A 22,402-nucleotide genomic window follows, 5' to 3' on the forward strand; every position below is an offset into this window, starting at 1 on the left:
ATACGGGCGGTTTCAGAACGACAGACCGGGTCCCGGACGGGTGCCTTCGGGGAATCTGACGCCCACCTTGCGGATCTTGTTCCCATCCATCTCCGCGACCGTCCAGGTCAGGCCCTGCCACTCGACCTGGTCGCCGACCACCGGGCCGCCGCCGATCTGCTGGGTGATGAAGCGCCCCAACTGTTGCGTGCGATCCAGCGGCTCGGTGGAGAGCCCGTAGAGGGCGGCGATGGCACCCAGCTGGGCATCGCCCTCGAGCACGAAGTCGCCGAAGAAACGCAGGTCCAGGCCGCGTTGCGGGGCCTGGCTGAACAGCTTGCCGAGGGCCGGCAGGTCGTGCTCATGGCCGATCACGCAGAGCATGTCGCCGGCTTCCAGCACGGTGCTGCCGGAGGGATGCAGCAACTGCTGGTGGCGGAACAGCGCCGCGACGCGAGTGGCCTCGGGCATCTTCAGGTCCCGCAGGTGCGCGCCGATGCACCACTTTTCGGCGCCCAGGCGATAGACGAACAGCTCCCACTGGCTGGTCGGATGCACCTCCAGGCCGGCGCGGGAAATCGGTGCCGGGTCCGGCGGCACCGTGACTTTCAATAGCTTGGCCACCCACGGCAGGCTGGCGCCCTGCAGCAGCAGCGAGACCAGCACGATGAAGAAGGCCAGGTTGAAATACAGCTGGGCATTGGGCAGGCCGGCCATCATCGGGAACACGGCGAGGATGATGGGCACCGCGCCGCGCAGGCCGACCCAGGCGATGAACACCTTCTCGCGGTTGTGGAAGGCGCGGAACGGAATCAGGCCGACCATCACCGACAGCGGGCGTGCGAAAAGGATCATCCACAGTGCCAGGCCCAGGGCGGGCAGGGCGATGGGCAGCAGATCGTGGGGCGTGACCAGCAGGCCGAGCACCAGGAACATACCGATCTGCGCCAGCCAGGCCATGCCGTCGAGCATGTGCAGAATGCCGTGGCGTGAGCGAATCGGCCGGTTGCCCAGCACCAGGCCGCACAGGTAAACGGCCAGGAAGCCGCTGCCGTGCAGGGCATTGGTCAGGGCGAAGACCAGCAGGCCGCCACTGACCACCAGCAGCGGATACAGGCCGTGGGCCAGGTGCAGGCGATTGATGATTTTCAGCAGCAACCAGCCACCGCCCAGGCCAAGCAGCGCACCGATGCCGAACTCCTGCACCAGGTGGCCGAGAAAGCTCAGGTGAAATGTGCTCTGGCCCTTGGCGAGCATATCGATCAGGGTCACGGTGAGGAACACTGCCATCGGGTCGTTGCTGCCCGACTCGATTTCCAGGGTCGCGCTGACCCGCTCGTTGAGTCCCTTGTCACCGAGCAGTGAGAACACCGCCGCGGCGTCGGTGGAGCCGACGATGGCGCCGATCAGCAGGCCCTGCATCAGGTTCAGGTCGAACAGCCAGGCGGCGACCATGCCCGTCAGCCCGGTGGTGATCAGCACACCCACCGTGGCCAGCGAAAGCGCCGGCCACAAGGCCACCCGGAAGCTGCCGACGCGGGTGCGTACGCCGCCATCGAGCAGGATGATCGCCAGGGCCAGGTTGCCCACCAGATAGGCGATCGGGTAATTGTTGAAGATGATGCCGCCGCCATCGACGCCCGCCACCATGCCGACGGCGAGGATGATGACCAGAATGGGGATACCGAGGCGCGACGACAGCGAGCTGACCATGATGCTCGCGCCCACCATCAGGGCGCCGACCAGAAACAGGCTGTTGATCGTGCTGGCATCCAAGGTGGCGTGACTCCGGGGTCATGGGGCGAGCCCGATTCTAGCCTGCACGTTGGCGCCGCTGTCAAAAATAGTTACAAGTCAGCGGCAGGCCCGATGGCGGTCAGCCAAGGCTTTTAACCGAGGCTGCCGGACACCAGGGTCTGTTGACGTTTCGACGGGAGCCGCCTGCCGCGAGCAATCTTGCCAGGTGAGGCGGAAGACGCGGGGAATGGACTAGCCGTCCGCGCCTTCCCTTTTCAAGCCCTCCAACGATGCATGGCGAGATTTCCCACACCACTCGCAGGGCCTGATCCTGTTTGCGGCTTGTCACTAGATTTTCGACCTCACCTGCCTTGGCGTCAGGCCGAACTGGCGCTTGAAGGCGGTGGCGAAGTTCGCCGCGCTGCCGTAACCCGCCAGCCAGGCGGCCTGGGTGACGCTGATGCCTTCGCGCTCCAGGGCTGACCGCGCCTGTACCAGCTTGCGCACGCGCTGGTACTCGAACAGCGTCATGCCCTGGCTCGCCTGGAACTGGCGCTGCAGGGTATTGATATTGACGCCGATGTCTCGGGCGATGGCCTCCAGTGTCCACTCGTCGGCCTGACCACTGTCGAGCAGTTCGAGCACCCGGCGTACCCGCTGATGCTCCTGGGGGCGCAGACCCGAAGCCGCGCCCACCGGCTGCTGGCTGAGCATGGCCAGCGCTTCGCTGGCGATCTCCAGGCTGCGGCTCTCCAGGTAGAGATTGTCGAGCAGGGCGTTGTAGCCCGGCGGATGAAGAATCTGCGCGGCCAGGGCCTGCAGGCGTGCCGACGGCTGCCAACGGCGCATGGCCATGTGCTGGTTGGCGAAGCGAGTGATGGCCGCATGCTCGGGTTGGCCGTCCAGCCCGCCGCTGTCGAGCCAATCCGGCGATAGGCTGACCACCAGCTTGCGGATATGCGCGCCGCGCCGCGCCTTGCGGGAAAACAGCACGGGTTCGGCCAGGGACAACGCGACGCCTTCGCAACCGGCCGGGCCGTCCGAGCCGAAGCGGACATCACGGTCGCCGTAACGCACGTCGCTGCGGCCTTGCAGAAACAGCACGAAATTCAGGCGCGGCTCGATCTGCAACTGGGTGCTGAAGTTGTGCAGCTCATGACAATCGGAGCTGTGCAGCGACAGCCCGGAGCGCAGGCGCAGCCAGCGCAACGTGCCGCGAAACAGATCGCCCCCGCACGGTTCGCTCTCTATCAAGTGCAGGTCGGGGCTGACCTGACGGATCAACTGCTGGGGATGTACGACGGTATTCGGGCTGGTCATGTGCATGCCTGCGCGAGCGAGTCTGCGGCCTCGGAAAGGTGGCGCGAATCCGGCCACCCGCTTTTGGCGAGCGAGGCGCAGGCGGACGCCTTGCGGCCGTCCGGCGAACGCGGGATGGATTCACCTGCACCCGTGCCGGAAACGCCGGTCAAGGCTACCCCCGCACGGCGCTCAAATGCAAATGATTCTTAAATGATTAATGATCACAGCAGGCGTTTGCGCAAACATCATTCTTGCTTGCACAAACCTTTTCTCGGTAATCCCGTGTGACAATTCTCTCCTGCAAATACGAATCGATAACGTTTGTCCGGCATCGTCAATTTCTGGGGAGAAACACGTGGGAAATCGTCGTTATGGAACCTGGCCGCTCAGTCGAGTGGCCGCTGCGCTGCTGCTGACCGGCGGGATGAGCGGCCTGGCGCGGGCCGATGACGCTCTGCAGCTCGAAGAAACCAAGGTCATGGCCACTGCCCAGGAAGAGCTCAAACAGGCCCCTGGGGTTTCCGTGATCAGCGCCGAGGACATCCGCAAGGCACCGCCGGCCAACGACATCGCCGAGATCATCCGCAAGCAGCCCGGGGTCAACCTGACCGGCAACAGCGGCTCCGGCGCCCGTGGCAACAACCGGCAGATCGATATCCGTGGCATGGGCCCGGAGAACACCCTGATCCTGGTCGATGGCAAGCCGGTCACCTCGCGCAACTCGATACGCTACGGCTGGCGTGGCGACCGTGACACCCGCGGTGACACCAATTGGGTGCCGGCCGACCAGATCGAGCGCATCGAGGTGCTGCGCGGCCCCGCCGCGGCCCGCTATGGCAATGGCGCCGCGGGCGGGGTCGTCAACATCATCACCAAGGGGCCGACCGCCGAGCACCATGGCAACGCCACCGTCTACATGAACATGCCGCAGCACAGCGATGAAGGGGCCAGCAAACGCATCAACTTCGGCCTCAGTGGGCCCGTCACGGAGAACCTGTCCTACCGCCTGTACGGTAACCTCAGCAAGACCGACATGGACGACGAGGACATCAACGAAGGGCATGTGGTGAATGCCGGCGCACGCTCCACGTCCGGCCGCGAGGGGGTGCGCAACAAGGACATCAACGGCCTGCTGTCCTGGCGCCTGGACGACCGGCAGACCGTCGACTTCGAGGCGGGTTTCAGCCGCCAGGGCAACATTTACGCGGGCGACAACATGAACAACAGCGGTTCCGCGGCGCTGACCTCCTATCGTGAACCCTGGCTCGGCCGCACCACCAACAAGATGTACCGCGAGAACTACGCCCTGACCCACCATGGCGATTGGAACTTCGGCACCACCCTGAGCTACCTGCAGTACGAGAAGACCCGCAACCGGCGCCTGGAGGAAGGGCTCTCCGGCGGTCCCGAGGGCAACATCACCGCCAGCGGCCTGTTCAACACCAGCGTGCTGGAAAGCACCACCGCCCACAGCGAGGTCAACCTGCCGCTGTCCTGGGGCCGTGAGCAGGTTCTGACGGTCGGCGCCGAGTGGGTCGAGCAGTCGCTGGACGATCCGTCCTCGAACACCCAGACCACCACCGAGGCCGGTTCGGTCCCCGGGATCAGCGACAGCAGCCGTGCATCGGACATTTCGGCGCGAATCGCCTCGCTGTTCGCCGAGGACAACATCGAGCTGCGTCCCGGCACCATCCTCACGCCGGGCCTGCGGGTCGATCACCACAGCATCGTCGGTACCAACTGGAGCCCGGCACTCAACGTCTCGCAGACCCTCGCTGCGGACTTCACCCTCAAGGCGGGGATCGCACGTGCCTACAAGGCGCCGAACCTCTACCAGCTGAACCCGAACTACCTGCTGTACAGCCGCGGTGCCGGCTGCTGGGGCGCCGGCGGTTCCTGCTACCTGCAGGGCAACGACAAGCTGGATGCAGAGACCAGCGTCAACAAGGAGCTGGGCATCGAATTCAACCGCGATGGCTGGGTCGCCGGCATCACCTGGTTCCGCAACGACTACAAGAACAAGATCGAGGCCGGGCGCAGCATCGTCGGCAGCGCCCTGGGCGGTAGCAGCTCGGCCTATGCCAACGCTGACGTGTTCCAGTGGGAAAACGTGCCCAAGGCGGTGGTCGAGGGGCTCGAGGGCACGCTCAACATGCCGCTGGCGAGCAACCTGGACTGGAACACCAACTTCACCTACATGCTGCAGTCGGTGAACAAGGAAACCGGCGAGCCGCTGTCGATCATCCCCGAATACACGGTCAACTCGAGCTTCGACTGGCAGGTCAGCGAGCCGCTGTCGTTGCGCGCCTCGGTGGTCTGGTACGGCAAGCAGAAGCCTGGCAAGTACGACTACCAGGGCAACGTGCTGACCGGCGACGCGCGTCGCGAGATTTCCCCTTATGCGCTGGTCGGCTTCAGCGGCAGCTACGCCATCACCAAGAACCTGAGCATCGGCGCGGGCGTCGACAACCTGTTCGACAAGCGCCTGTACCGCGAGGGCAACGCGCGCGAGGCCGGCGCCTATACCTACAACGAACCGGGGCGCACCTTCTACACCAGCCTGAGCGTCGAGTTCTGAGGTCAGGGCAGCGCTGCCGGGATAACGCGGACGCCGGGTGGGTCGGGCGCGTTGGCAACGCTCTTGCCCACCATTGCGATTGCAGAGCGGTGTACGGATCGGGCCGCATAGGTGAAGCGTCGGCTACGCCCCCGATCCATCCTGCGAGCTCGCCCTCGTGCGCGCTCGATGCCTTACCGTGATCTCAACATCCGAGAAACCTGCATGATCCGTTTTCAAGGGTGCGTGGCCACGGCCGCGGCCTCCCTGTACATGACCAAGCTGTGCAAGCATTTCCGCCACAAGATCGCTGTCGAGTTCGATGCCCGGGAAGCACGGGCAGAGTTTCCCTATGGTGTGTGCCTGATGTCCGCCGATGAGCGGGCACTCAGCTTCGAGTGCCTGGCCCAGGACGATGAGGCCGTCGCAAGGATGTGCGCGGTAGTGGATGACCACCTGGTGCGCTTCGCGCGCAAGGAAGCGTTGCGGATCGAATGGCGGGCGGTACCGCAGGAAAACGCTTGAGTGGGCATGGCAGGCGCGATGCCCATCTGCAACGTCATCGCACCGTCAGGGTGATGTCGATACGCTTGAGCCAGTCGGCTTCGCTCTCGAAGTCCGCCTGGGTCAGCGGATTGGCCGCCAGCCAGCCATCGGGAAACTGAATCGCCAGGCTGGTGGGGCCGGCTTTCAAGCGCACGGTCGGCATGTTCTGGCTGCCACGGATGTGGTGGAACAGGATGGCGAAACGCAGCAGCACGCAAAGGCGAACCAGTTTCACCCCTTCCTGGCCGAACTCGGTGAGCTTGTCCTTGGGAATGTTGCGGCGATGGCCGCGCACCAGCAGGGCGAGCATCTGCTGATCCTGGCGTGAAAACCCGGACAGATCCGAGTGCTCGATCAGGTAGGCGCCGTGCTTGTGGTACTGGTAGTGGGCGATATCCAGGCCGACCTCGTGCACCTTGGCCGCCCAACTGAGCAGCTCGCGATGCCAGTCGTCGGTCAGCCCCCAATCCCTGGCCACCTTGTCGAGTGCCGCCAACGCCTTGGCCTCGACGCGTGCGGCCTGCTCCTGATCGACATGGTAGCGCTCCATGAAGGCCGACAGGGTACGCTCGCGCACGTCCTCGTGCTGGTGACGGCCGAGCAGGTCATAGAGCACGCCTTCGCGCAGGGCACCTTCGGAATGGCTCATGCGGTTCAGCTCGCAGGCATCGAAGATGGCCTCGAGAATCGCCAGGCCCGCCGGGAAGATCGGCCGTCGATCCGGCTTCAAGCCATCCAGGTCGAGGCGTTCGACATCGCCGCACTTGAACACCTTGCGCTTGAGCCAGGCCAGGCCCTCGGCGGTCACTTCACCGTTGCTGCTCAGCCCGGCGGACTGGATCGACAGGCCGATGGCCTTGATGGTGCCCGAGGCGCCCACCGCGTCCTGCCAGCCGAGGCGGCTCAGGCCGTGCTCGATGCCCATGATCTCCAGGCGTGCCGCGGTGTACGCCTGGGCATAGCGGGCCGGGGTGATCTTGCCATCCTTGAAATAGCGCTGGGTGTAGCTTACGCAGCCCATCTGCAGGCTCTCGCGCAGCAGCGGTTCGAAGCGTTGGCCAATGATGAATTCGGTGCTGCCGCCGCCGATATCGGCCACCAGGCGTTTGCCAGGGGTGTCGGCGATGCTGTGCGACACGCCGAGGTAGATGAGGCGTGCTTCTTCGCGCCCGGAAATGACTTCCACCTGATGGCCCAGCAGGGCCTCCGCGCGGCGAATGAACTCGGCGCGGTTGCGGGCTTCACGCAGAGCGTTGGTGCCGACGATGCGCACCGCGCCCTGGGGCAGGCTGTTGGTCAGCTGGGCGAAACGGCTCAGGCAGTCGAGGCCGCGCTGCATGGCCTCTTCGCTGAGCTGGCGCGCCTCGTCGATACCCGCCGCCAGCTGAACCTTGTCACCGAGCCGTTCGAGAATGCGTATTTCGCCATGATCGGCCTTGGCCAGTACCATGTGGAAGCTGTTGGAGCCCAGATCGATGGCGGCGACCAGGGGAAAGGACTCGGCATGGGAGTGCGGCATGATCAATCAATCTCGAGGCAGAACCCCCTCATCGTGACACGATAGGGCGCGCGCGCCAACGCATACCGCCGTCGCAGGCAGGTCTGGCGAGGCGTGCAGACCCGCTTGAACCGGTGTGCAGGCCGCCGCCGCCCATCGTCGGCATCGATAGCCGATATAGCTACGCTCAATGGCCGGCGCCTTCCTGTGCCAGGCTAGCCGGGCTATGATGGTCGCCACTTTTATCGTTATTGCCTGCGAACACGGAGACTTCCCATGAGTGAATTCATCACCAACGTCAGCGATGCCAGCTTCGACCAGGACGTCATCCAGGCAGAAGGCCCGGTACTGGTCGACTACTGGGCTGAGTGGTGCGGTCCGTGCAAGATGATCGCACCGGTTCTGGACGAGATTTCCAAGGAATACCAGGGCAAGCTGAAGATCTGCAAACTGAACATCGACGAGAACCAGGACACCCCGCCAAAGTTCGGCGTGCGCGGTATCCCGACCCTGATGCTGTTCAAGAACGGCAACGTCGAAGCCACCAAGGTCGGCGCCCTGTCCAAGTCGCAACTGGCTGCCTTCATCGACGCCAACCTGTAAGATCCGCCGAATAGCCCCGTAGACAACGGGGCTTTTTTCTGCCCAAAGGCTAGACGCATTCGTAAAACCGGTGTTACATTCAGGCCTGTCGCTTTTCCTAAGCGACCCCCTGCACGCCGCTGCCGACGCATTCCTACTCGAACATTCGACAATAAAGCGGGCGCCTGTCGCCTATCCGCGCTGCGGCCTCTCAAGCTCAATGCTTACCATCCCCTCCTTATATGATTACGTCATTCCTATATGAATCTGACTGAACTCAAGCAAAAGCCGATTACCGAACTGCTGGAAATGGCCGAACAAATGGGCATCGAGAACATGGCCCGTTCGCGCAAGCAGGACGTGATCTTCTCGCTGTTGAAAAAGCATTCCAAGGGCGGTGAGGAAATTTCCGGTGATGGCGTGCTGGAGATCCTCCAGGACGGCTTCGGCTTTTTGCGCAGCGCGGACGCCTCCTATCTCGCCGGCCCCGATGACATCTACGTATCGCCGAGCCAGATCCGCCGCTTCAACCTGCGTACCGGTGACACCATCGTCGGCAAGATCCGCCCGCCGAAAGAGGGCGAGCGTTACTTCGCCCTGCTCAAGGTCGACAGTATCAATTTCGACCGTCCGGAAAACGCCAAGAACAAGATCCTGTTCGAGAACCTCACGCCGCTGTTCCCCAACAAGCGCCTGAGCATGGAAGCCGGCAACGGCTCCACCGAGGACATCACCGGCCGCGTCATCGACCTCTGCGCACCGATCGGCAAGGGCCAGCGTGGCCTGATCGTCGCCCCGCCGAAAGCGGGCAAGACCATCATGCTGCAGAACATCGCCTCGAACATCACCCGCAACAACCCCGAGTGCCACCTGATCGTTCTGCTGATCGACGAGCGTCCGGAAGAAGTGACCGAGATGCAGCGCACCGTGCGTGGTGAAGTGGTCGCCTCGACCTTCGACGAGCCGCCGACCCGTCACGTGCAGGTCGCCGAGATGGTCATCGAGAAGGCCAAGCGCCTGGTCGAGCACAAGAAGGACGTGGTCATCCTGCTCGACTCCATCACCCGTCTGGCGCGTGCCTACAACACCGTGATCCCGAGTTCCGGCAAGGTGCTGACCGGTGGTGTCGACGCCCACGCCCTGGAGAAGCCGAAGCGTTTCTTCGGTGCCGCCCGTAACATCGAAGAAGGCGGCTCGCTGACCATCATCGCTACCGCGCTGGTCGAGACCGGCTCGAAGATGGACGAAGTGATCTACGAAGAATTCAAGGGTACCGGCAACATGGAGCTGCCCCTGGATCGCCGTATCGCCGAGAAGCGCGTGTTCCCGGCCATCAACATCAACCGCGCCGGCACTCGTCGCGAAGAGTTGCTGACCGCCGAAGACGAGCTGCAGCGCATGTGGATTCTGCGCAAGCTGCTGCACCCGATGGACGAGATCGCCGCCATCGAGTTCCTGATCGACAAGCTCAAAGCGACCAAGACCAACGACGAGTTCTTCATGTCCATGAAGCGCAAGTAAGAGGATCTACTGCGCGAAGGTGATGCTGCGTTGAAAACAGGCTCAGAAAGCCGCTTGCGGCTAACGCACTTTAGTACGGCCCCGAAGGGGCGAGCGGAGCGAGTCATGCTCATGTACAACAGTACACTCCGCTTTTTCGCCTGCTTTCGCCCTGCCTGACCTTCGCTCGTTACGATCCAATGCTTATTTTTTGTACTCCAAAAGCCGGGGAAACCCGGCTTTCGTCTGTCTGTCGTATCGCTATTCTTCTGCAATACCGACTTCGGCGCTAAACTTTGCGCCCCGAATCGAGAGGCTCCAGCATGCAGTATCGCGACCTGCGCGACTTTATCCGCGGCCTGGAACAGCGCGGCGAGCTCAAGCGCATTCAGGCGCCGGTGTCGCCGATCCTGGAAATGACCGAGATTTGCGACCGTACCCTGCGCAAGGGCGGCCCGGCATTGCTGTTCGAGAACCCCACTGGCCATAACGTGCCGGTACTCGGCAACCTGTTTGGCACGCCGAAGCGCGTGGCGCTGGGGATGGGCGCGGAAGAGGTGTCGGAGCTGCGCGAGATCGGCAAGCTGCTGGCGTTCCTCAAGGAACCCGAGCCGCCGAAGGGGCTCAAGGACGCCTGGAGCAAGCTGCCGATCTTCAAGAAGGTCATCAGCATGGCGCCCAAGGTGCTCAAGGATGCGCCCTGCCACGAGGTGATCGAAGAAGGCGACGACGTCGACCTCGGCAGACTGCCGATCCAGCATTGCTGGCCAGGTGACGTGGCACCGCTGATCACCTGGGGCCTGACCATCACCAAGGGACCCAACAAGGAACGCCAGAACCTCGGTATCTATCGCCAGCAGGTGATCGGTCGCAACAAGGTGATCATGCGCTGGCTCAGCCATCGTGGCGGAGCGCTGGACTACCGCGAGTGGTGCGAGAAGCATCCGGGCACGCCTTATCCCGTCTGTGTGGCCCTGGGCGCTGACCCGGCGACCATTCTCGGCGCGGTGACACCGGTGCCCGATAGTCTGTCCGAATATGCGTTCGCCGGCCTCCTGCGCGGCCACCGCACCGAACTGGTCAAGGCCATCGGCAACGATCTGCAGGTGCCGGCCAGTGCCGAAATCGTCCTCGAAGGTGTCATCCATCCGGGGGAGACCGCACCAGAGGGACCTTATGGTGATCACACCGGCTACTACAACGAGGTCGACACCTTCCCGGTGTTCACCATCGAGCGCATTACCCGCCGCCGCGAGCCGATCTACCACTCGACCTACACCGGCCGGCCGCCGGATGAACCGGCGATTCTCGGCGTGGCGCTGAACGAAGTGTTCGTGCCGATCCTGCAGAAGCAGTTTCCCGAAATCACCGATTTCTACCTGCCGCCGGAAGGCTGTTCCTACCGCATGGCGGTGGTGACCATGAAGAAACAGTACCCCGGCCATGCCAAGCGCGTGATGCTCGGTGTGTGGTCGTTCCTGCGGCAGTTCATGTACACCAAGTTCGTCATCGTCACCGACGACGACATCGATGCCCGGGACTGGAACGACGTGATCTGGGCCATCACCACGCGCATGGACCCCAAACGCGACACGGTGATGATCGACAACACGCCGATCGACTACCTGGATTTCGCCTCGCCGATCTCCGGGCTGGGGTCGAAGATGGGCCTCGATGCCACCCACAAGTGGCCGGGCGAGACCAACCGCGAATGGGGCCGGGCGATCGTCAAGGACGAGGCGGTCACGCGCCGGGTCGATGAAATCTGGAGCCAGTTGGGAATCGATTGATGAAGGTCACCCTGCAACCCTCCGGCGCGGTGCTCGATGTCGACGCCGGCGAACGCATTCTCGATGCCGCTCGACGCCTCGGCTACACCTGCCCGCAAAGCTGCCGCAATGGTAATTGCCATGTCTGCGTGGCGCTGCTGGTGGAAGGGCGCGTGCGTCAGGACGGCGCCAACCTCGACCATGGCGAGCTGTACACCTGTATCGCCGAACCCCTGGAAGACTGCGTGCTGCACTGGGATGGCGTGCTCGCGCCTGGTGAACTCGCGGTGCGCAGCCTGGGCTGCCAGGTGCTGGCGTGCATCGACGCCGGTGGCGATGTCTGGCGCGTGCGCCTGCGTGCACCGGCCGGCAAGCCGCCGCGGTACCACGCCGGTCAGTACCTGCTGATCGAGCGTCGGGACGGCGAGAAATCGGCGTTTTCCCTGGCCTCGGCGCCTCAGCAAGGTCGTGATCTGGAACTGCATATCCTCGGCCGCGAAGCGAGTGCCCTGAACCTGCTGGAGCAACTGCGCGAGCAGGGTGTAGCACGGGTGCAGTTGCCGTTCGGCGACGCCCACCTTGCCGAGTTGCCGGACGGGCCGCTGGTGCTGATCGCCGCAGGCACCGGCATGGCACAGATGCACAGCCTGATCGAGGAGTGCCGCTCGCGGGGCTTCGAGCACCCGGTACACCTGTACTGGGGCGCGCGGCGGCCGGAGGATTTCTACCGCTTGCCGCACTGGGAAGAATGGCAGGCACTGCCCAATCTGTTCCTGCACCAGGTGGTCAGCGATCAGTGTGGCTGGGCTGGGCGTTGCGGCCTGCTGCACGAAGCGATCCGCGAGGATTTCGACGACCTTGGCGCGTTGCACGTCTATGCCAGCGGCTCGCCGAACATGGTCTATGCCACGCTGGATGCGCTGGTCGAAGCGGGCATGGACGCCCACCAGATGCGCGCCGACGTATTCGCCTACGCCCCACGCTAATCTCGCGCCTGCCGGGTAGCCGGGCGTAGAGCGCAGCGAAACCCCGGGAGCGACTTTCTTCGCGGCATGGAAACAGGCTCGAAGAACGCTCCCCGCACATCGCTGCGCTCGGTGACGGGCTACGGTCAGGCGTCGTAGGCCGGGTAGGGCGCAGCGACCCGCAAGGCGGTTCGCCGCCACGCTACCGATCAGAACGCCAGCGACGTCTGCACGTACAGGGTACGTGGCTGGCCGAGGTACTTGCCGCTGTTGTTGTCGTCGAACGAGCGGGTGTAGTACTCACGAGCGAAGACGTTCTTGACCCCCGCCGCGACCGTCAGGTCGGACAGCTGCGGGCCGAAATCGTAAGCGCCGCGCAGCCCCCAGACCATGTAGCCGGGAATCTCGCCGTTGTTGCCTGCCGCGTTTTCCGCTTTGGTATTGGCGTTGTCGGCGAACTGGCTGCTCTGGTAGCTGCCATCCACGCCCCACTGCCACGGGCCGCTTTCATAGCGAGCCCCCACCACGCCCTTGTGCCGCGACGAGAAGGGCACCTGATTGCCCTTGTTGTCGCCGTTCTCGCGAATCTCGGCGTCGACGAAGGTGTAGGTGGCGTACACCGACAGGCCGCTGAGCGCAGGGTTCAGCGCCTCGAGCGCGTAATTGAGGCTGCTTTCCACGCCACGATGACGGGTCTCGCCGCGTGCGGTGACGTCGTTGGTCTGCTGATTGCTCTCGTACTGGTTGTCGAAGTTGATCAGGAAGGCGCCGATCTCCGCCTGCAGCAGGCCATCGTCATAGCGGGTGCCGAGTTCCCAGGTACGGGCTTTTTCCGGCTCGACGTCGCCGCTGGCCAGCGCCTTGCCCATCTGGCTGTACTGCACGGCGCCGAACGAGCCTTCGGTATTGGCGTACAGGTTGACTCGATCATTGACCCGGTACAGCACGTTCAGCGCCGGCAAGGCGGTGTTGTAGCGCCCGGCGGCACGGCTGCCGTTGATCTTGTTGTCCTGGCGCGAGGCAATCTTCTCGTAGCGTACGCCCGGGGTGATGGTCCAGTTGCCGATATCGATACGGTCATCGATGTACACCGCACTGGCTTCGGTTTCGCCGCGGCTGTTGCGATCTCGCAAGCTGGCAGTGCTGGGCAGTACGCCGGTGCTGGTCGGATTGCGGAAGCGCTGCTCGTGGCTTTCCTCGCTGACGTAGCGGTAGCCGACACCCACTTCGTGATCCAGCAAGCCGGTCGCGAACGCCTGGGAATAGCGGGTCTCGATACCACGCACCCAGTACTCGCGTGGCGACAGGGAGAGAAAGTTGCCCTGGTCGAGGAAGCCACTGCGCAGGGTCTTGGTGAAGAAACTGGTGACCGTCAGTTCGCGGTCGGCGTCCGGGGTGTAGGCATAGCTGGCGCTGGCCAGGGTGCGGCGCCCCCAGAAGCTGTCGTAGGGGCGAGTGGACTGGTACGGATCGGCATCGAAAGCCGCGGTGCCGAGGCCACCCGGCATGTCGGCCTCCCCTTCGTAGTACTGACCCATGGCCGAGAAGGTGTGCACATCGTCGGCGCTGTACTTGCCCTTGAGGATCAGGTCGTCGATCTGCGTATCGCTGTGCTCGCGCCAGTCGCTGCCACGGGTGCCCGAGTAGAGCAGGGCGCCACCCAGACCATTGTCGTTGGTGCCGCCGATCAGCAGATTGCCGGTCTTCTTGAAGCCATCCTGGCTGCTGGAAGGGCTGACTTCGGTCTGCAGACCGCCCTTGATGGTCGGCTGGTCAGGGATGGCACGGGTCACGAAGTTGACGATACCGCCGACGTTCTGTGGGCCGTAACGCACCGCGCCGCCGCCGCGCACCACGTCGATGGCGTCCATGTTGCCCAGGGAGATCGGCGCCAGGGACAGCTGTGGCTGGCCATAAGGGGCGAAGGGCACCGGAATTCCATCCATCAGTACCGTGGAGCGCGAGGCCAGGCGCGGATTCAGGCCACGGATACCGAAATTGAGCGCCAGGTCGTGGCTGCCGGTGCCATTGTTTTCCGGAGCGTTGACGCCGGGAATGCGGTTGAGCACGTCCCGGGCACTGCTGGCACCCATCTGCTCGAAGATGTCGCGGCGAATCACGTCGCGAGCGCCAGGGTGGTTGTACACATCGAGCGCATCGGCGCTGCCCAGCCAGTCACCCACCACGCTGGAGGCCTGCAACTGCATGGGTTCGCCACTAACAGCGGCGGTCAGGGCGTGCAGGCGGTAACCGCCATCAGCGTCCCGTTCGGTGCTCAGATCGCTACCCTGCAGTAGCCGGGCGAAGCCTTGGTCGATTCCGTAGCTGCCCTTCAGGCCGGCGCTGTTTTTGTTGGCGGTCAACGCCGGGTCGAAGGACAGCAGCACACCACTCTGCGCGGCGAAGCGCGACAGCGCGGTACCCAGGGGGCCGGCGGGCACGTCATAGCTGCGGGTTGCCGTCTGGGTCGCCGAGCTTTCGGCGGCCATGGCCAGGTTGATCGGAAGTGTGCTCAGGGTACCAAGGGCCAGGCCGATGGCGAGGGTGAGCGGGTGACGGCTGGGAAAGGACGTGAGCGAGACCATGTTGCCCTCCAATGGGTGGTGTATTGAAGGGCCAGTCGAGCGTCGAAAAGGTACAGGCCGCGCAGACGTTTTTTCAGCGCGGCTCGATATGCACCCAGTAACGGGTGAAGCGGCGGATGCGTACCGGCAGGTTGGCAGCCAGGGCGTCGAGGGCGCGATCACTGTCGTTGAGCGGGAAGGCGCCGGATATGCGCAGGTCCGCCACCGCTGTGGCGCAGGTCACCCTGCCGCGGCGCTGGCGCTCGAAGGCACTGGCGAAATCGCTTAGCGGCATGTCATCGGCAATCAGCATGCCGTGCAGCCAGGCGAGCAGGTCATCGCTAACGGGCGTGGGGGCGTCGCTGCCTGCGCGGTACAGGCGCGACGCCTGTCCGCTGTCGAGCTGGCGCCGGCTGCTCGGGGCGGCGCCGGGGGTGAGCTCTACGCTGCCACTGAATACCGCGACCCCTGTGTGTCCGGCTTGCTGGCTGACGGAGAAGCGCGTGCCGATGGGGCGGACGCTGCCTTCGGCGGTGATCACCCGCAGCGGACGGGGATCGCGCCCGGTTTCCAGCAGCAGTTCGCCATCGAGCAGATGCAGAATGCGTTCAGCCTGGCTGAACTCGACGCTAATGGCGCTACTGCTGTTGAGGTTCAGCAGGCTGCCGTCGGCCAGGCGCCATTCACCCTGCTCGGCCAGGCCTGTCCTATAGTCGGCAGTCCAACGCTGCCAGGGCTGCTCGCGCAGGGCGAACCAGCCGCTGCCGGCAACGCCGATCAGCACTGCCAGGTTCTTGATCGCACGGCGACGGCCGATACCCGCCGGGACGCTCAGCGTTGCCCTGGCCAGGTCGGCCGGCAGCCCCTTGAAGTGACCTCCGACGCCATTGGCGCAAGCCCAGGCCCGGGCGTGCTCGGGCGACGCGTCGAGCCACTGCCGCCAGCGTTGCTGGTCCTCTTCGCTGGCATCGCCAGCATGCAGGGTGACGAACCAGTGGGCGGCCTGGTCGAGCGCGATGTCGGACAACGGTTGATAGGGCGCTCGGGAATTCATGCTCAGAGGCCTGGCTGCATGCAGTGGCGGATGGCCTTGAACATGTACTGTTTCACCGAGCTGAGTGACACGCCCAGGTGCTCGGCGATCTGCGGGTAAGTGAGACCGTCGAGTTGCGACAACAGGAAGGCCTGGCGAACCCTGGCAGGCAGGCCATCGAGCAGGGCATCGATTTCCAGCAGGGTTTCCAGTAGCAGGTAACGCGCTTCGGGGCCTGGCAGCAGGTCTTCGGGGAGATTCGCCAGGCTGTCCAGGTACGCCCGCTCCAGCGCCTTGCGACGCAGGTGATTGACCATCAGGCCCTTGGCGACGGTGGCCAGATAGGGCCGCGGTTCGCGAATATCGGCAAGATCCCGGCGGGCGAGAATGCGCAGGAAGGTGTCGTGGGCCAGGTCGGCCGCATCGAAGGCGCAGCCCAGGCGCTGTTGCAGGCGCAGGCGCAACCAGCTGTGGTGCTCGCTGTAGAGCTGATGCGCAGCGAGAGGGCCGTCGTGCAGGCAGGACAAGGTCGACATGCGCGCAATATCCAGAGAAATAAAGCGCGCTTTATATAGCAATAGTTCTCATTTTCATAGCTCGGCCGTCCTGCGGCAATCTGCTCAGCGCACCCTGACCACCAGTTTGCCGACCGCCTTGCGTTGCGCGAGGACCTCGATGGCTGCGCCGCCGTCGGCCAGCGGGTAGGTCTGCGAGACCAGAGGTTTCAGCCTGCCCTCGGCATGCCAGGTGAACAGCTGGGCAAAATTGGCGGCATTGTCCGCTGGCTGTCGCTGTGCGAAGGCGCCCCAGAACACGCCGACCACCGCCGCGCCCTTGAGCAGCATCAGGTTCACCGGCAACTGCGGAATGTGTCCGCTGGCAAATCCGACGACCAGCAGGCGGCCGTTCCAGGCGATGCTGCGCGCGGCCTGATCGAACAGCTCGCCACCCACCGGGTCGACGATCACATCGGCGCCCTGGCCATCGGTCAGGCGTTTCACTTCCTCCTTGAGGCTCTGCGTGCTGTAGTCGATCAGCTCGTCGGCGCCCGCCTGTCTGGCCACCTCCAGCTTGGCAGCGCTGCCTGCCGCTGCGATCACGCGGGCGCCCATGGCTTTGCCGACCTCCACCGCAGCCAGGCCGACCCCGCCGGACGCGCCGAGCACCAGCAGGGTTTCGCCTGCCTGTAACCCGGCGCGTTGCCTGAGTGCGTGCATCGAGGTGCCGTAGGTCATGCCGAAGGCGGCGGCGCTGATGAAGTCCATGCCGTCGGGCATCGGCAGGACGTTGTAGGCCGGTACCGCGACCTGTTCGGCGAAACCGCCCCAACCGGTCAGCGCCATGACCCGATCACCGACGTGCAGATGGACAACCTTGTCACCAACCGCGCTGACCACACCGGCCACTTCGCCGCCCGGTGCGAAGGGGAAGGGCGGTTTGAACTGGTAGTTGCCTTCGATGATCAGCGTGTCGGGAAAATTCACGCCAGCCGCCTGAACCTCGATCAGCACCTCATGGTCCTTTGCGCGTGGACTGGCGACATCTTCCAGTACCAGGCAATCGGCGGGGCCGAAGGCCTTGCATAGCAGTGCTTTCATCGTCATCACCTGTGGTTTGCTGCGGTCTTCAACGCAGTCTAGAAAGCGCCTCGGTCGGGTCAACGAGCATCGTCGCCCCTGATGGTCTGCCATAAGCATTGGGATCCGTTGCAGGCATTGCTATGCTTGCAGGCAAGCCAACGGAGATAGCCCTGTGAAAACCCTCGTCACGCTTTTGCTTGCCTGCGCACTGTCGTTCCCGGCTTTCGCCAACGAGGAAAAGAAGGAGGGGGACGGCGAGGCTGCCGCGACGCAGGTGATCTACCACAGCCTGACCCCCGCACTGGTTGGCAACTTCGGTACCGGCCCGCAGCTCAAGTATTACAAGGCTGACGTCGCGCTGCGTGTAACCGGTGCCGACGCCGAGGCCAAGGTCACGCACCATGAGCCACTGATTCGCAATCAGTTGGTGATGCTGTTTTCCCAGCAGACCGAGGAAAGCCTGGCCACCCCCGATGCCAAGGAAAAACTGCGTCAGGAAGCCCTCAAGCAGGTGCAGCAGGTGCTCAATGACGAAGAAGGCAAGCCGCTGGTCGAGGACCTGCTGTTCAACAACCTGATCCTGCAGGGCTGATCAGCGCAGCAGCAGGATCGCCGTCCACTGCGCCTCGCTCACCGGCATCACCGACAGACGGCTACCCTTTTGCACCAGTGCCAGTTCCTGCAACGCGCCCTGTGCCTTCAACTCGGCCAGGGGGATGACTCGCGCGAAGGCCTCGACGAATGCCACGTCGATGGCGGTCCATGGATTCTTCTCGGCGCTGGCCCTGGCATCGAAGTAATGACTCTTGGCGTCAAACGCCGTGGGGTCTTCGTAGGGGGCGCCTTCGATACGGGCGATTCCTGCCACCCCGGGCTGCGCGCAGCTCGAGTGATAGAACAGGAACTGATCGCCGTCCTGCATGTGACGAATGAAATTGCGTGCCTGGTAATTGCGCACGCCATCCCAGCGTGCCTTGCCCAGGCGCTGCAGGTCGCCTATGGACAGTTCGTCAGGTTCGGATTTCATCAGCCAGTAGGGCATGAGGGGCTCCCGGATCGGTACGTTGAGAGAGAGGCGGTCAGGCGCGGCTGGCGTCAGTACCAGCCATCGTCGGTGACCGTGGCATCCAGCGGTATGTCCCAGCCCGCCACGGGCAGTCGGTCGACCTGCTGACAGCCGTGTGCCAACCCCAGCAGCGTCGGTTTTTGCCAGCAGCTGCGGCGCGTCCGGTAGGCCAGGCTGCGGTCGTAGAAGCCGCCGCCCATGCCCAACCGGCCGCCGTGGCGATCAAAGCCCACGAGAGGCAGAAGAATCAGATCCAGTGTCCAGACCTTGCGCTGGCGCCTGCCGTGACGGCGAGGCTCGGGGATACCGAAGCGATTGCCGACCAGCCGCTCCCCGGCGTCGATACGCTGAAACACCATGCTGGTACGTGGCCAGGACTTCAGCACCGGCAGGTAGACCCGCTTGCCACGCCGATGGGCTGCCGCGATCAACAGGTGAGGGTCGATTTCACCGTCGTTCGCCAGGTACAGCGCGACGTGGCGGGCGCGGCGAAACAGCGGGTGATGCGCCAGCTGGCGATACAGCGCCCTGGCAGCGTGGCGCTGTGCCACAGGTGCCAGGCGGCGACGTTGCTGGCGCAGGATACGGCGCAATTGGGCGCGCGTGAGGTCGTTGGCGTCGATCATGGGCAAGCAGGCACGGTGACGAAAGCGTTGGCTGGCAGGCAATCGCAGGCAACAAAAAGCCCGTTGCCAGCGTGAGCCGGCAACGGGCCGTGAATAGTGACTCCCCAGCATGCCGCTGTCGGTTTAGCCCTTGAACCCGAAAGTTCAAGGTGGAGGTTGCAGGAAACCTTAAGGCTTTCCGTCGAGCGGACATGCACACCGGCTTCAACTGACAACCCCCAGGGTTGTGCGTATCGGCTCAGGGACATCACCGACTGGCGCACACTCCAGGGAGCTGTGGCCAGTATAACGCAAAGTACGGACCGTTGGTCAGGCGCCGCGGCCATCGGCGTCATCGATCAGCGCATTGTCGACCCGGCCCAGCAGATCACGCACGTGATCGCGGGTGGCGGTGGCTTGCTGATCCAGGTGCTGTTGCTTGTGCAGCAGGTCATGGGTGATGTTCAAGGCGGCCATCACCGCAACCCGGTCGGCACCGATGACTTTGCCGCCGCTGCGGATCTCACGCATCTTGCCATCCAGGTAACGGGCGGCGCTTTGCAGGTTGCTACGCTCCTCTGCGGGGCAGGCGATGCAATATTCTTTATCCAGAATCTGGACGGTAACGGTATTCGATTGGGTCATGAGTCCTGCTCCAGGGCTTTGAGGCGCGAAATCATCGATTCGACCTTGTGTCGGGCCATTTCGTTCTTTTCGATCAGATGAGCGCGTTCTTCGCGCCACGCCTGTTCGCTCTCCTGCAAGAGACGGTTTTGCGCCTTGAGGCGCTCGACACGCTGAATCAGCAACTCCAGTTTGGCCGTCAGGGCTTTCAGATCGGCGTCTTCCATTGGCTCTCGCTTCGGCAGGGTTGTCTGGAGTGTATGGGTGCGCTGGCCAAGGGGCGCAAACCCGCGGATAGTCTTGGCACGTCTGCAGCTGACCAGGCCAGTTAACGCTGCCCCGCGGCCGCGCCGGAGCCCGTTTTGCCGGGATACAAGGGCCGGGCCCGCTCCCGGCGGGCTGGCGGCATTTCCCCATCCATGTGGGTCACACAGCCGCGAAGTCTAGCCGGCTAAATGAACCGGCGAGAAACGCAGCGACGCGGCTTGCGCGGAAATGTTAACAGGCCCTACGATACAAGGCTTCCATTCTAGTGATTGCGCCGCTTGGCGCCTAGTGATCAATGCCGACTTCCCGTTCTCCCTACGCTGCATTCGCCACCTTGCTCGCCAGTGGCGGTGCCTCCGTTTCTCCCGCCGAGCTGCACGGCCTGCTACTCGGCCGCAGCTGTGCCGGCGCCGGTTTCGAGGCAGGCCCCTGGCTGGTCGACGCCAACGAACTGCTCGGTAGCGAGCCGCCGGAGAATGTCCGCCAGGCGCTGATCGGCCTGCAGGAAATGGTTCGCGGCGAATTGACCGGTGAGGATGTCACCGTCGTTCTGTTGCTGCCTTCCGACGACGCCCCGCTGGCCGAACGTGCCGCCGCTCTGGGCCAGTGGTGCCAGGGCTTCCTCGGAGGTTTCGGCCTCACTTCCGGCGACGCGGCGCTGAGCGCCGAAGCCATGGAAGTGCTGCAGGATCTGTCCGCCATCGCCCAGGTGCAGAATGCCCTGGATGAGTCTGAGGACGGCGAGAACGATTACATGGAGGTCACCGAATACCTGCGTGTGGCGCCGCTGCTGCTGTTCGCCGAGTGCAACAGGCCGGCTGCCCCAGCGCCGAAACCGTCGCTGCACTGATACTGCCACTCATTCGACCGATCGGAACCTAGCGTGCCCATGACCAGCATCTCCAAAGCGGAATACGCCCGTCGACGCAAGGCGCTGATGGCACTGATGGAACCCAACAGCATCGCCATTCTGCCGGCGGCACCCGTGTTCATCCGCAACCGCGATGTCGAACATATCTATCGCCAGGACAGTGATTTCCAGTACCTGTCCGGCTTTCCCGAGCCCGAGGCGGTGATCGCATTGATCCCCGGCCGCGAGCACGGCGAATACGTGCTGTTCTGCCGAGAGCGTGATCCCGAGCGTGAACTGTGGGATGGCTTGCGCGCCGGTCAGGAAGGCGCCATCAGCCGCTTTGGTGCGGACGATGCCTTTCCCATCGGCGATATCGACGACATCCTGCCGGGGCTGATCGAAGGTCGCGAGCGTGTCTATTACGCCGTGGGTACCAACCCGGAATTCGATCGGCATCTGATGGACTGGGTCAACGTGATCCGCTCCAAGGCCCGCCAGGGCGCCACGCCACCGAAGGAATTCGTCGCCCTCAACCACTTCCTGCACGACCTGCGTCTGTACAAGTCGGCCGGCGAAGTGAAAGTGATGCGCGAGGCGGCGCAGATTTCCGCACGGGCCCACATCAAGGCCATGCAGGCCAGCCGCGCGGGGCTGTACGAATACCACCTGGAAGCCGAACTGGATTACGAGTTTCGCAAGGGCGGCTCGAAGATGCCGGCCTACGGTTCCATCGTCGCGGCCGGCAAGAATGCCTGCATCCTGCATTACCGCGAGAACGACGCCCTGCTCAAGGATGGCGACGTGGTACTGATCGACGCCGGCTGCGAGATCGACTGCTATGCCAGCGACATCACCCGTACCTTCCCGGTCAGCGGCACCTTCACGGCCGAGCAGAGGGCCATCTACGAGATCGTGCTGGCGGCCAACCTGGAAGCCTTCAAGCACATCGCGCCGGGTCGTCACTGGAACGAGGCCCATGAAGCCACGGTACGGGTGATCACCGCCGGTCTGGTCGAGCTGGGCCTGCTCAAGGGTAATGTCGACGAGCTGATCGCCGCGGAGGCCTACAAGCCGTTCTACATGCACCGTGCCGGCCATTGGCTGGGCATGGACGTGCATGACGTCGGCGAATACAAGGTCGGCGGCGAATGGCGTGTGCTCGAAGTGGGCATGGCCATGACCGTCGAGCCGGGGATCTACATCGCGGTGGATAACCAGAATGTCGCCAAGAAATGGCGCGGTATCGGCGTGCGCATCGAGGACGACGTCGTGGTGACCAAGACCGGTTGCGAGATTCTCACCGGCGACGTCCCCAAGACCGTCGACGAGATCGAGGCACTGATGGCCGCTGCCCGCGCGCAGGTGGCCTGAGGCC

General features: G+C 63.9%; 20 protein-coding genes and 1 other RNA gene. 9 read left to right on the forward strand and 12 right to left on the reverse strand.

Features of this window, described 5'->3' with window-relative positions; genetic code table 11:
- Nucleotides 1-12 precede the first annotated feature (12 nt).
- A complete protein-coding gene (locus BLR94_RS10105; RefSeq protein ID WP_084304576.1) occupies nucleotides 13-1,755 on the reverse strand; it encodes a potassium/proton antiporter in 1,743 nt (580 codons plus the stop codon).
- Between the two features lie 309 nt (nucleotides 1,756-2,064).
- Nucleotides 2,065-3,036: a helix-turn-helix transcriptional regulator gene (locus BLR94_RS10110; protein WP_084304575.1), complete on the reverse strand. Its 972-nt coding sequence runs from the start codon at nucleotides 3,034-3,036 to the stop codon at nucleotides 2,065-2,067.
- Nucleotides 3,037-3,442: 406 nt separating this feature from the next.
- On the opposite strand from BLR94_RS10110, the gene BLR94_RS10115 reads away from it, so the two are divergent.
- Together BLR94_RS10115 and BLR94_RS10120 are read left to right on the forward strand one after the other, a co-directional pair.
- Entirely contained in the window at nucleotides 3,443-5,596 is a 2,154-nt protein-coding gene (locus BLR94_RS10115; protein ID WP_084304722.1) for a TonB-dependent siderophore receptor, read from the forward strand.
- 204 nt (nucleotides 5,597-5,800) lie between these two features.
- A complete protein-coding gene (locus BLR94_RS10120) occupies nucleotides 5,801-6,100 on the forward strand; it encodes a DUF2218 domain-containing protein (protein ID WP_084304574.1) in 300 nt (99 codons plus the stop codon).
- A gap of 34 nt (nucleotides 6,101-6,134) precedes the next feature.
- Here BLR94_RS10120 and ppx read toward each other — a convergent pair whose 3' ends face one another.
- Entirely contained in the window at nucleotides 6,135-7,640 is a 1,506-nt protein-coding gene (gene ppx, locus BLR94_RS10125) for an exopolyphosphatase (RefSeq protein WP_084304573.1), read from the reverse strand.
- 255 nt (nucleotides 7,641-7,895) lie between these two features.
- Between ppx and trxA the strand changes: the two genes are divergently transcribed.
- The 4 genes from trxA to BLR94_RS10145 all read left to right on the forward strand — a co-directional run bounded on the left by trxA (nucleotide 7,896) and on the right by BLR94_RS10145 (nucleotide 12,456).
- Complete coding sequence (gene trxA / locus BLR94_RS10130; RefSeq protein WP_084304572.1) at nucleotides 7,896-8,222, forward strand: thioredoxin TrxA; 327 nt, start codon at nucleotides 7,896-7,898, stop codon at nucleotides 8,220-8,222.
- 240 nt (nucleotides 8,223-8,462) lie between these two features.
- Nucleotides 8,463-9,722, forward strand: a complete 1,260-nt coding sequence (rho, locus tag BLR94_RS10135; protein ID WP_084304571.1) for a transcription termination factor Rho — start codon at nucleotides 8,463-8,465, stop codon at nucleotides 9,720-9,722.
- A gap of 302 nt (nucleotides 9,723-10,024) precedes the next feature.
- Nucleotides 10,025-11,491: a 4-hydroxy-3-polyprenylbenzoate decarboxylase gene (gene ubiD, locus BLR94_RS10140; protein ID WP_084304570.1), complete on the forward strand. Its 1,467-nt coding sequence runs from the start codon at nucleotides 10,025-10,027 to the stop codon at nucleotides 11,489-11,491.
- A complete protein-coding gene (locus BLR94_RS10145; protein WP_084304569.1) occupies nucleotides 11,491-12,456 on the forward strand; it encodes a CDP-6-deoxy-delta-3,4-glucoseen reductase in 966 nt (321 codons plus the stop codon). The genes ubiD and BLR94_RS10145 overlap by 1 nt, the downstream gene beginning before the upstream one ends.
- A gap of 188 nt (nucleotides 12,457-12,644) precedes the next feature.
- Here BLR94_RS10145 and fecA read toward each other — a convergent pair whose 3' ends face one another.
- From fecA to BLR94_RS10165, 4 genes are all read right to left on the reverse strand, one after another.
- On the reverse strand, nucleotides 12,645-15,020 hold the full coding sequence (fecA, locus tag BLR94_RS10150) for a TonB-dependent Fe(3+) dicitrate receptor FecA (RefSeq protein WP_084304568.1): 2,376 nt from the start codon (nucleotides 15,018-15,020) through the stop codon (nucleotides 12,645-12,647).
- Between the two features lie 73 nt (nucleotides 15,021-15,093).
- A complete protein-coding gene (locus tag BLR94_RS10155; protein WP_084304567.1) occupies nucleotides 15,094-16,053 on the reverse strand; it encodes a FecR domain-containing protein in 960 nt (319 codons plus the stop codon).
- 2 nt (nucleotides 16,054-16,055) lie between these two features.
- On the reverse strand, nucleotides 16,056-16,568 hold the full coding sequence (locus BLR94_RS10160; protein ID WP_084304566.1) for a sigma-70 family RNA polymerase sigma factor: 513 nt from the start codon (nucleotides 16,566-16,568) through the stop codon (nucleotides 16,056-16,058).
- An 84-nt stretch (nucleotides 16,569-16,652) separates the two neighbouring features.
- Nucleotides 16,653-17,630, reverse strand: a complete 978-nt coding sequence (locus tag BLR94_RS10165; RefSeq protein ID WP_084304565.1) for an NADPH:quinone oxidoreductase family protein — start codon at nucleotides 17,628-17,630, stop codon at nucleotides 16,653-16,655.
- A 154-nt stretch (nucleotides 17,631-17,784) separates the two neighbouring features.
- Between BLR94_RS10165 and BLR94_RS10170 the strand changes: the two genes are divergently transcribed.
- On the forward strand, nucleotides 17,785-18,204 hold the full coding sequence (locus tag BLR94_RS10170; RefSeq protein ID WP_084304564.1) for a flagellar basal body-associated protein FliL: 420 nt from the start codon (nucleotides 17,785-17,787) through the stop codon (nucleotides 18,202-18,204).
- Here the strand turns inward: BLR94_RS10170 and BLR94_RS10175 are convergent, their stop codons facing one another.
- The 5 genes from BLR94_RS10175 to BLR94_RS10195 form a co-directional block, all read right to left on the reverse strand.
- The gene (locus tag BLR94_RS10175; RefSeq protein ID WP_084304563.1) at nucleotides 18,205-18,654 is read right to left on the reverse strand and encodes an EVE domain-containing protein; all 450 of its coding nucleotides are present in this window, start codon (nucleotides 18,652-18,654) and stop codon (nucleotides 18,205-18,207) included.
- Nucleotides 18,655-18,707: 53 nt separating this feature from the next.
- The gene (locus BLR94_RS10180) at nucleotides 18,708-19,304 is read right to left on the reverse strand and encodes a 5-formyltetrahydrofolate cyclo-ligase (protein ID WP_084304562.1); all 597 of its coding nucleotides are present in this window, start codon (nucleotides 19,302-19,304) and stop codon (nucleotides 18,708-18,710) included.
- 97 nt (nucleotides 19,305-19,401) lie between these two features.
- A non-coding RNA gene (ssrS, locus tag BLR94_RS10185) (6S RNA) lies at nucleotides 19,402-19,580 on the reverse strand.
- A gap of 33 nt (nucleotides 19,581-19,613) precedes the next feature.
- Nucleotides 19,614-19,928 carry a cell division protein ZapA gene (locus tag BLR94_RS10190; protein WP_084304561.1) on the reverse strand — a complete coding sequence of 105 codons (315 nt, stop codon included), beginning with the start codon at nucleotides 19,926-19,928 and terminating at the stop codon, nucleotides 19,614-19,616.
- A complete protein-coding gene (locus tag BLR94_RS10195; protein ID WP_084304560.1) occupies nucleotides 19,925-20,134 on the reverse strand; it encodes a TIGR02449 family protein in 210 nt (69 codons plus the stop codon). The genes BLR94_RS10190 and BLR94_RS10195 overlap by 4 nt, the downstream gene beginning before the upstream one ends.
- Nucleotides 20,135-20,469: 335 nt before the next feature.
- Here BLR94_RS10195 and BLR94_RS10200 point away from each other — a divergent pair, with 335 nt between their 5' ends.
- Nucleotides 20,470-21,024, forward strand: coding sequence for a YecA/YgfB family protein (locus BLR94_RS10200; RefSeq protein ID WP_084304559.1), 555 nt, complete (start codon nucleotides 20,470-20,472; stop codon nucleotides 21,022-21,024).
- A 39-nt stretch (nucleotides 21,025-21,063) separates the two neighbouring features.
- The gene (gene pepP, locus BLR94_RS10205; RefSeq protein ID WP_084304558.1) at nucleotides 21,064-22,398 is read left to right on the forward strand and encodes a Xaa-Pro aminopeptidase; all 1,335 of its coding nucleotides are present in this window, start codon (nucleotides 21,064-21,066) and stop codon (nucleotides 22,396-22,398) included.
- The last annotated feature ends 4 nt before the right edge of the window (nucleotides 22,399-22,402 follow it).

It is taken from the genome of Phytopseudomonas flavescens (assembly GCF_900100535.1).
Lineage (GTDB): Bacteria > Pseudomonadota > Gammaproteobacteria > Pseudomonadales > Pseudomonadaceae > Aquipseudomonas > Aquipseudomonas flavescens.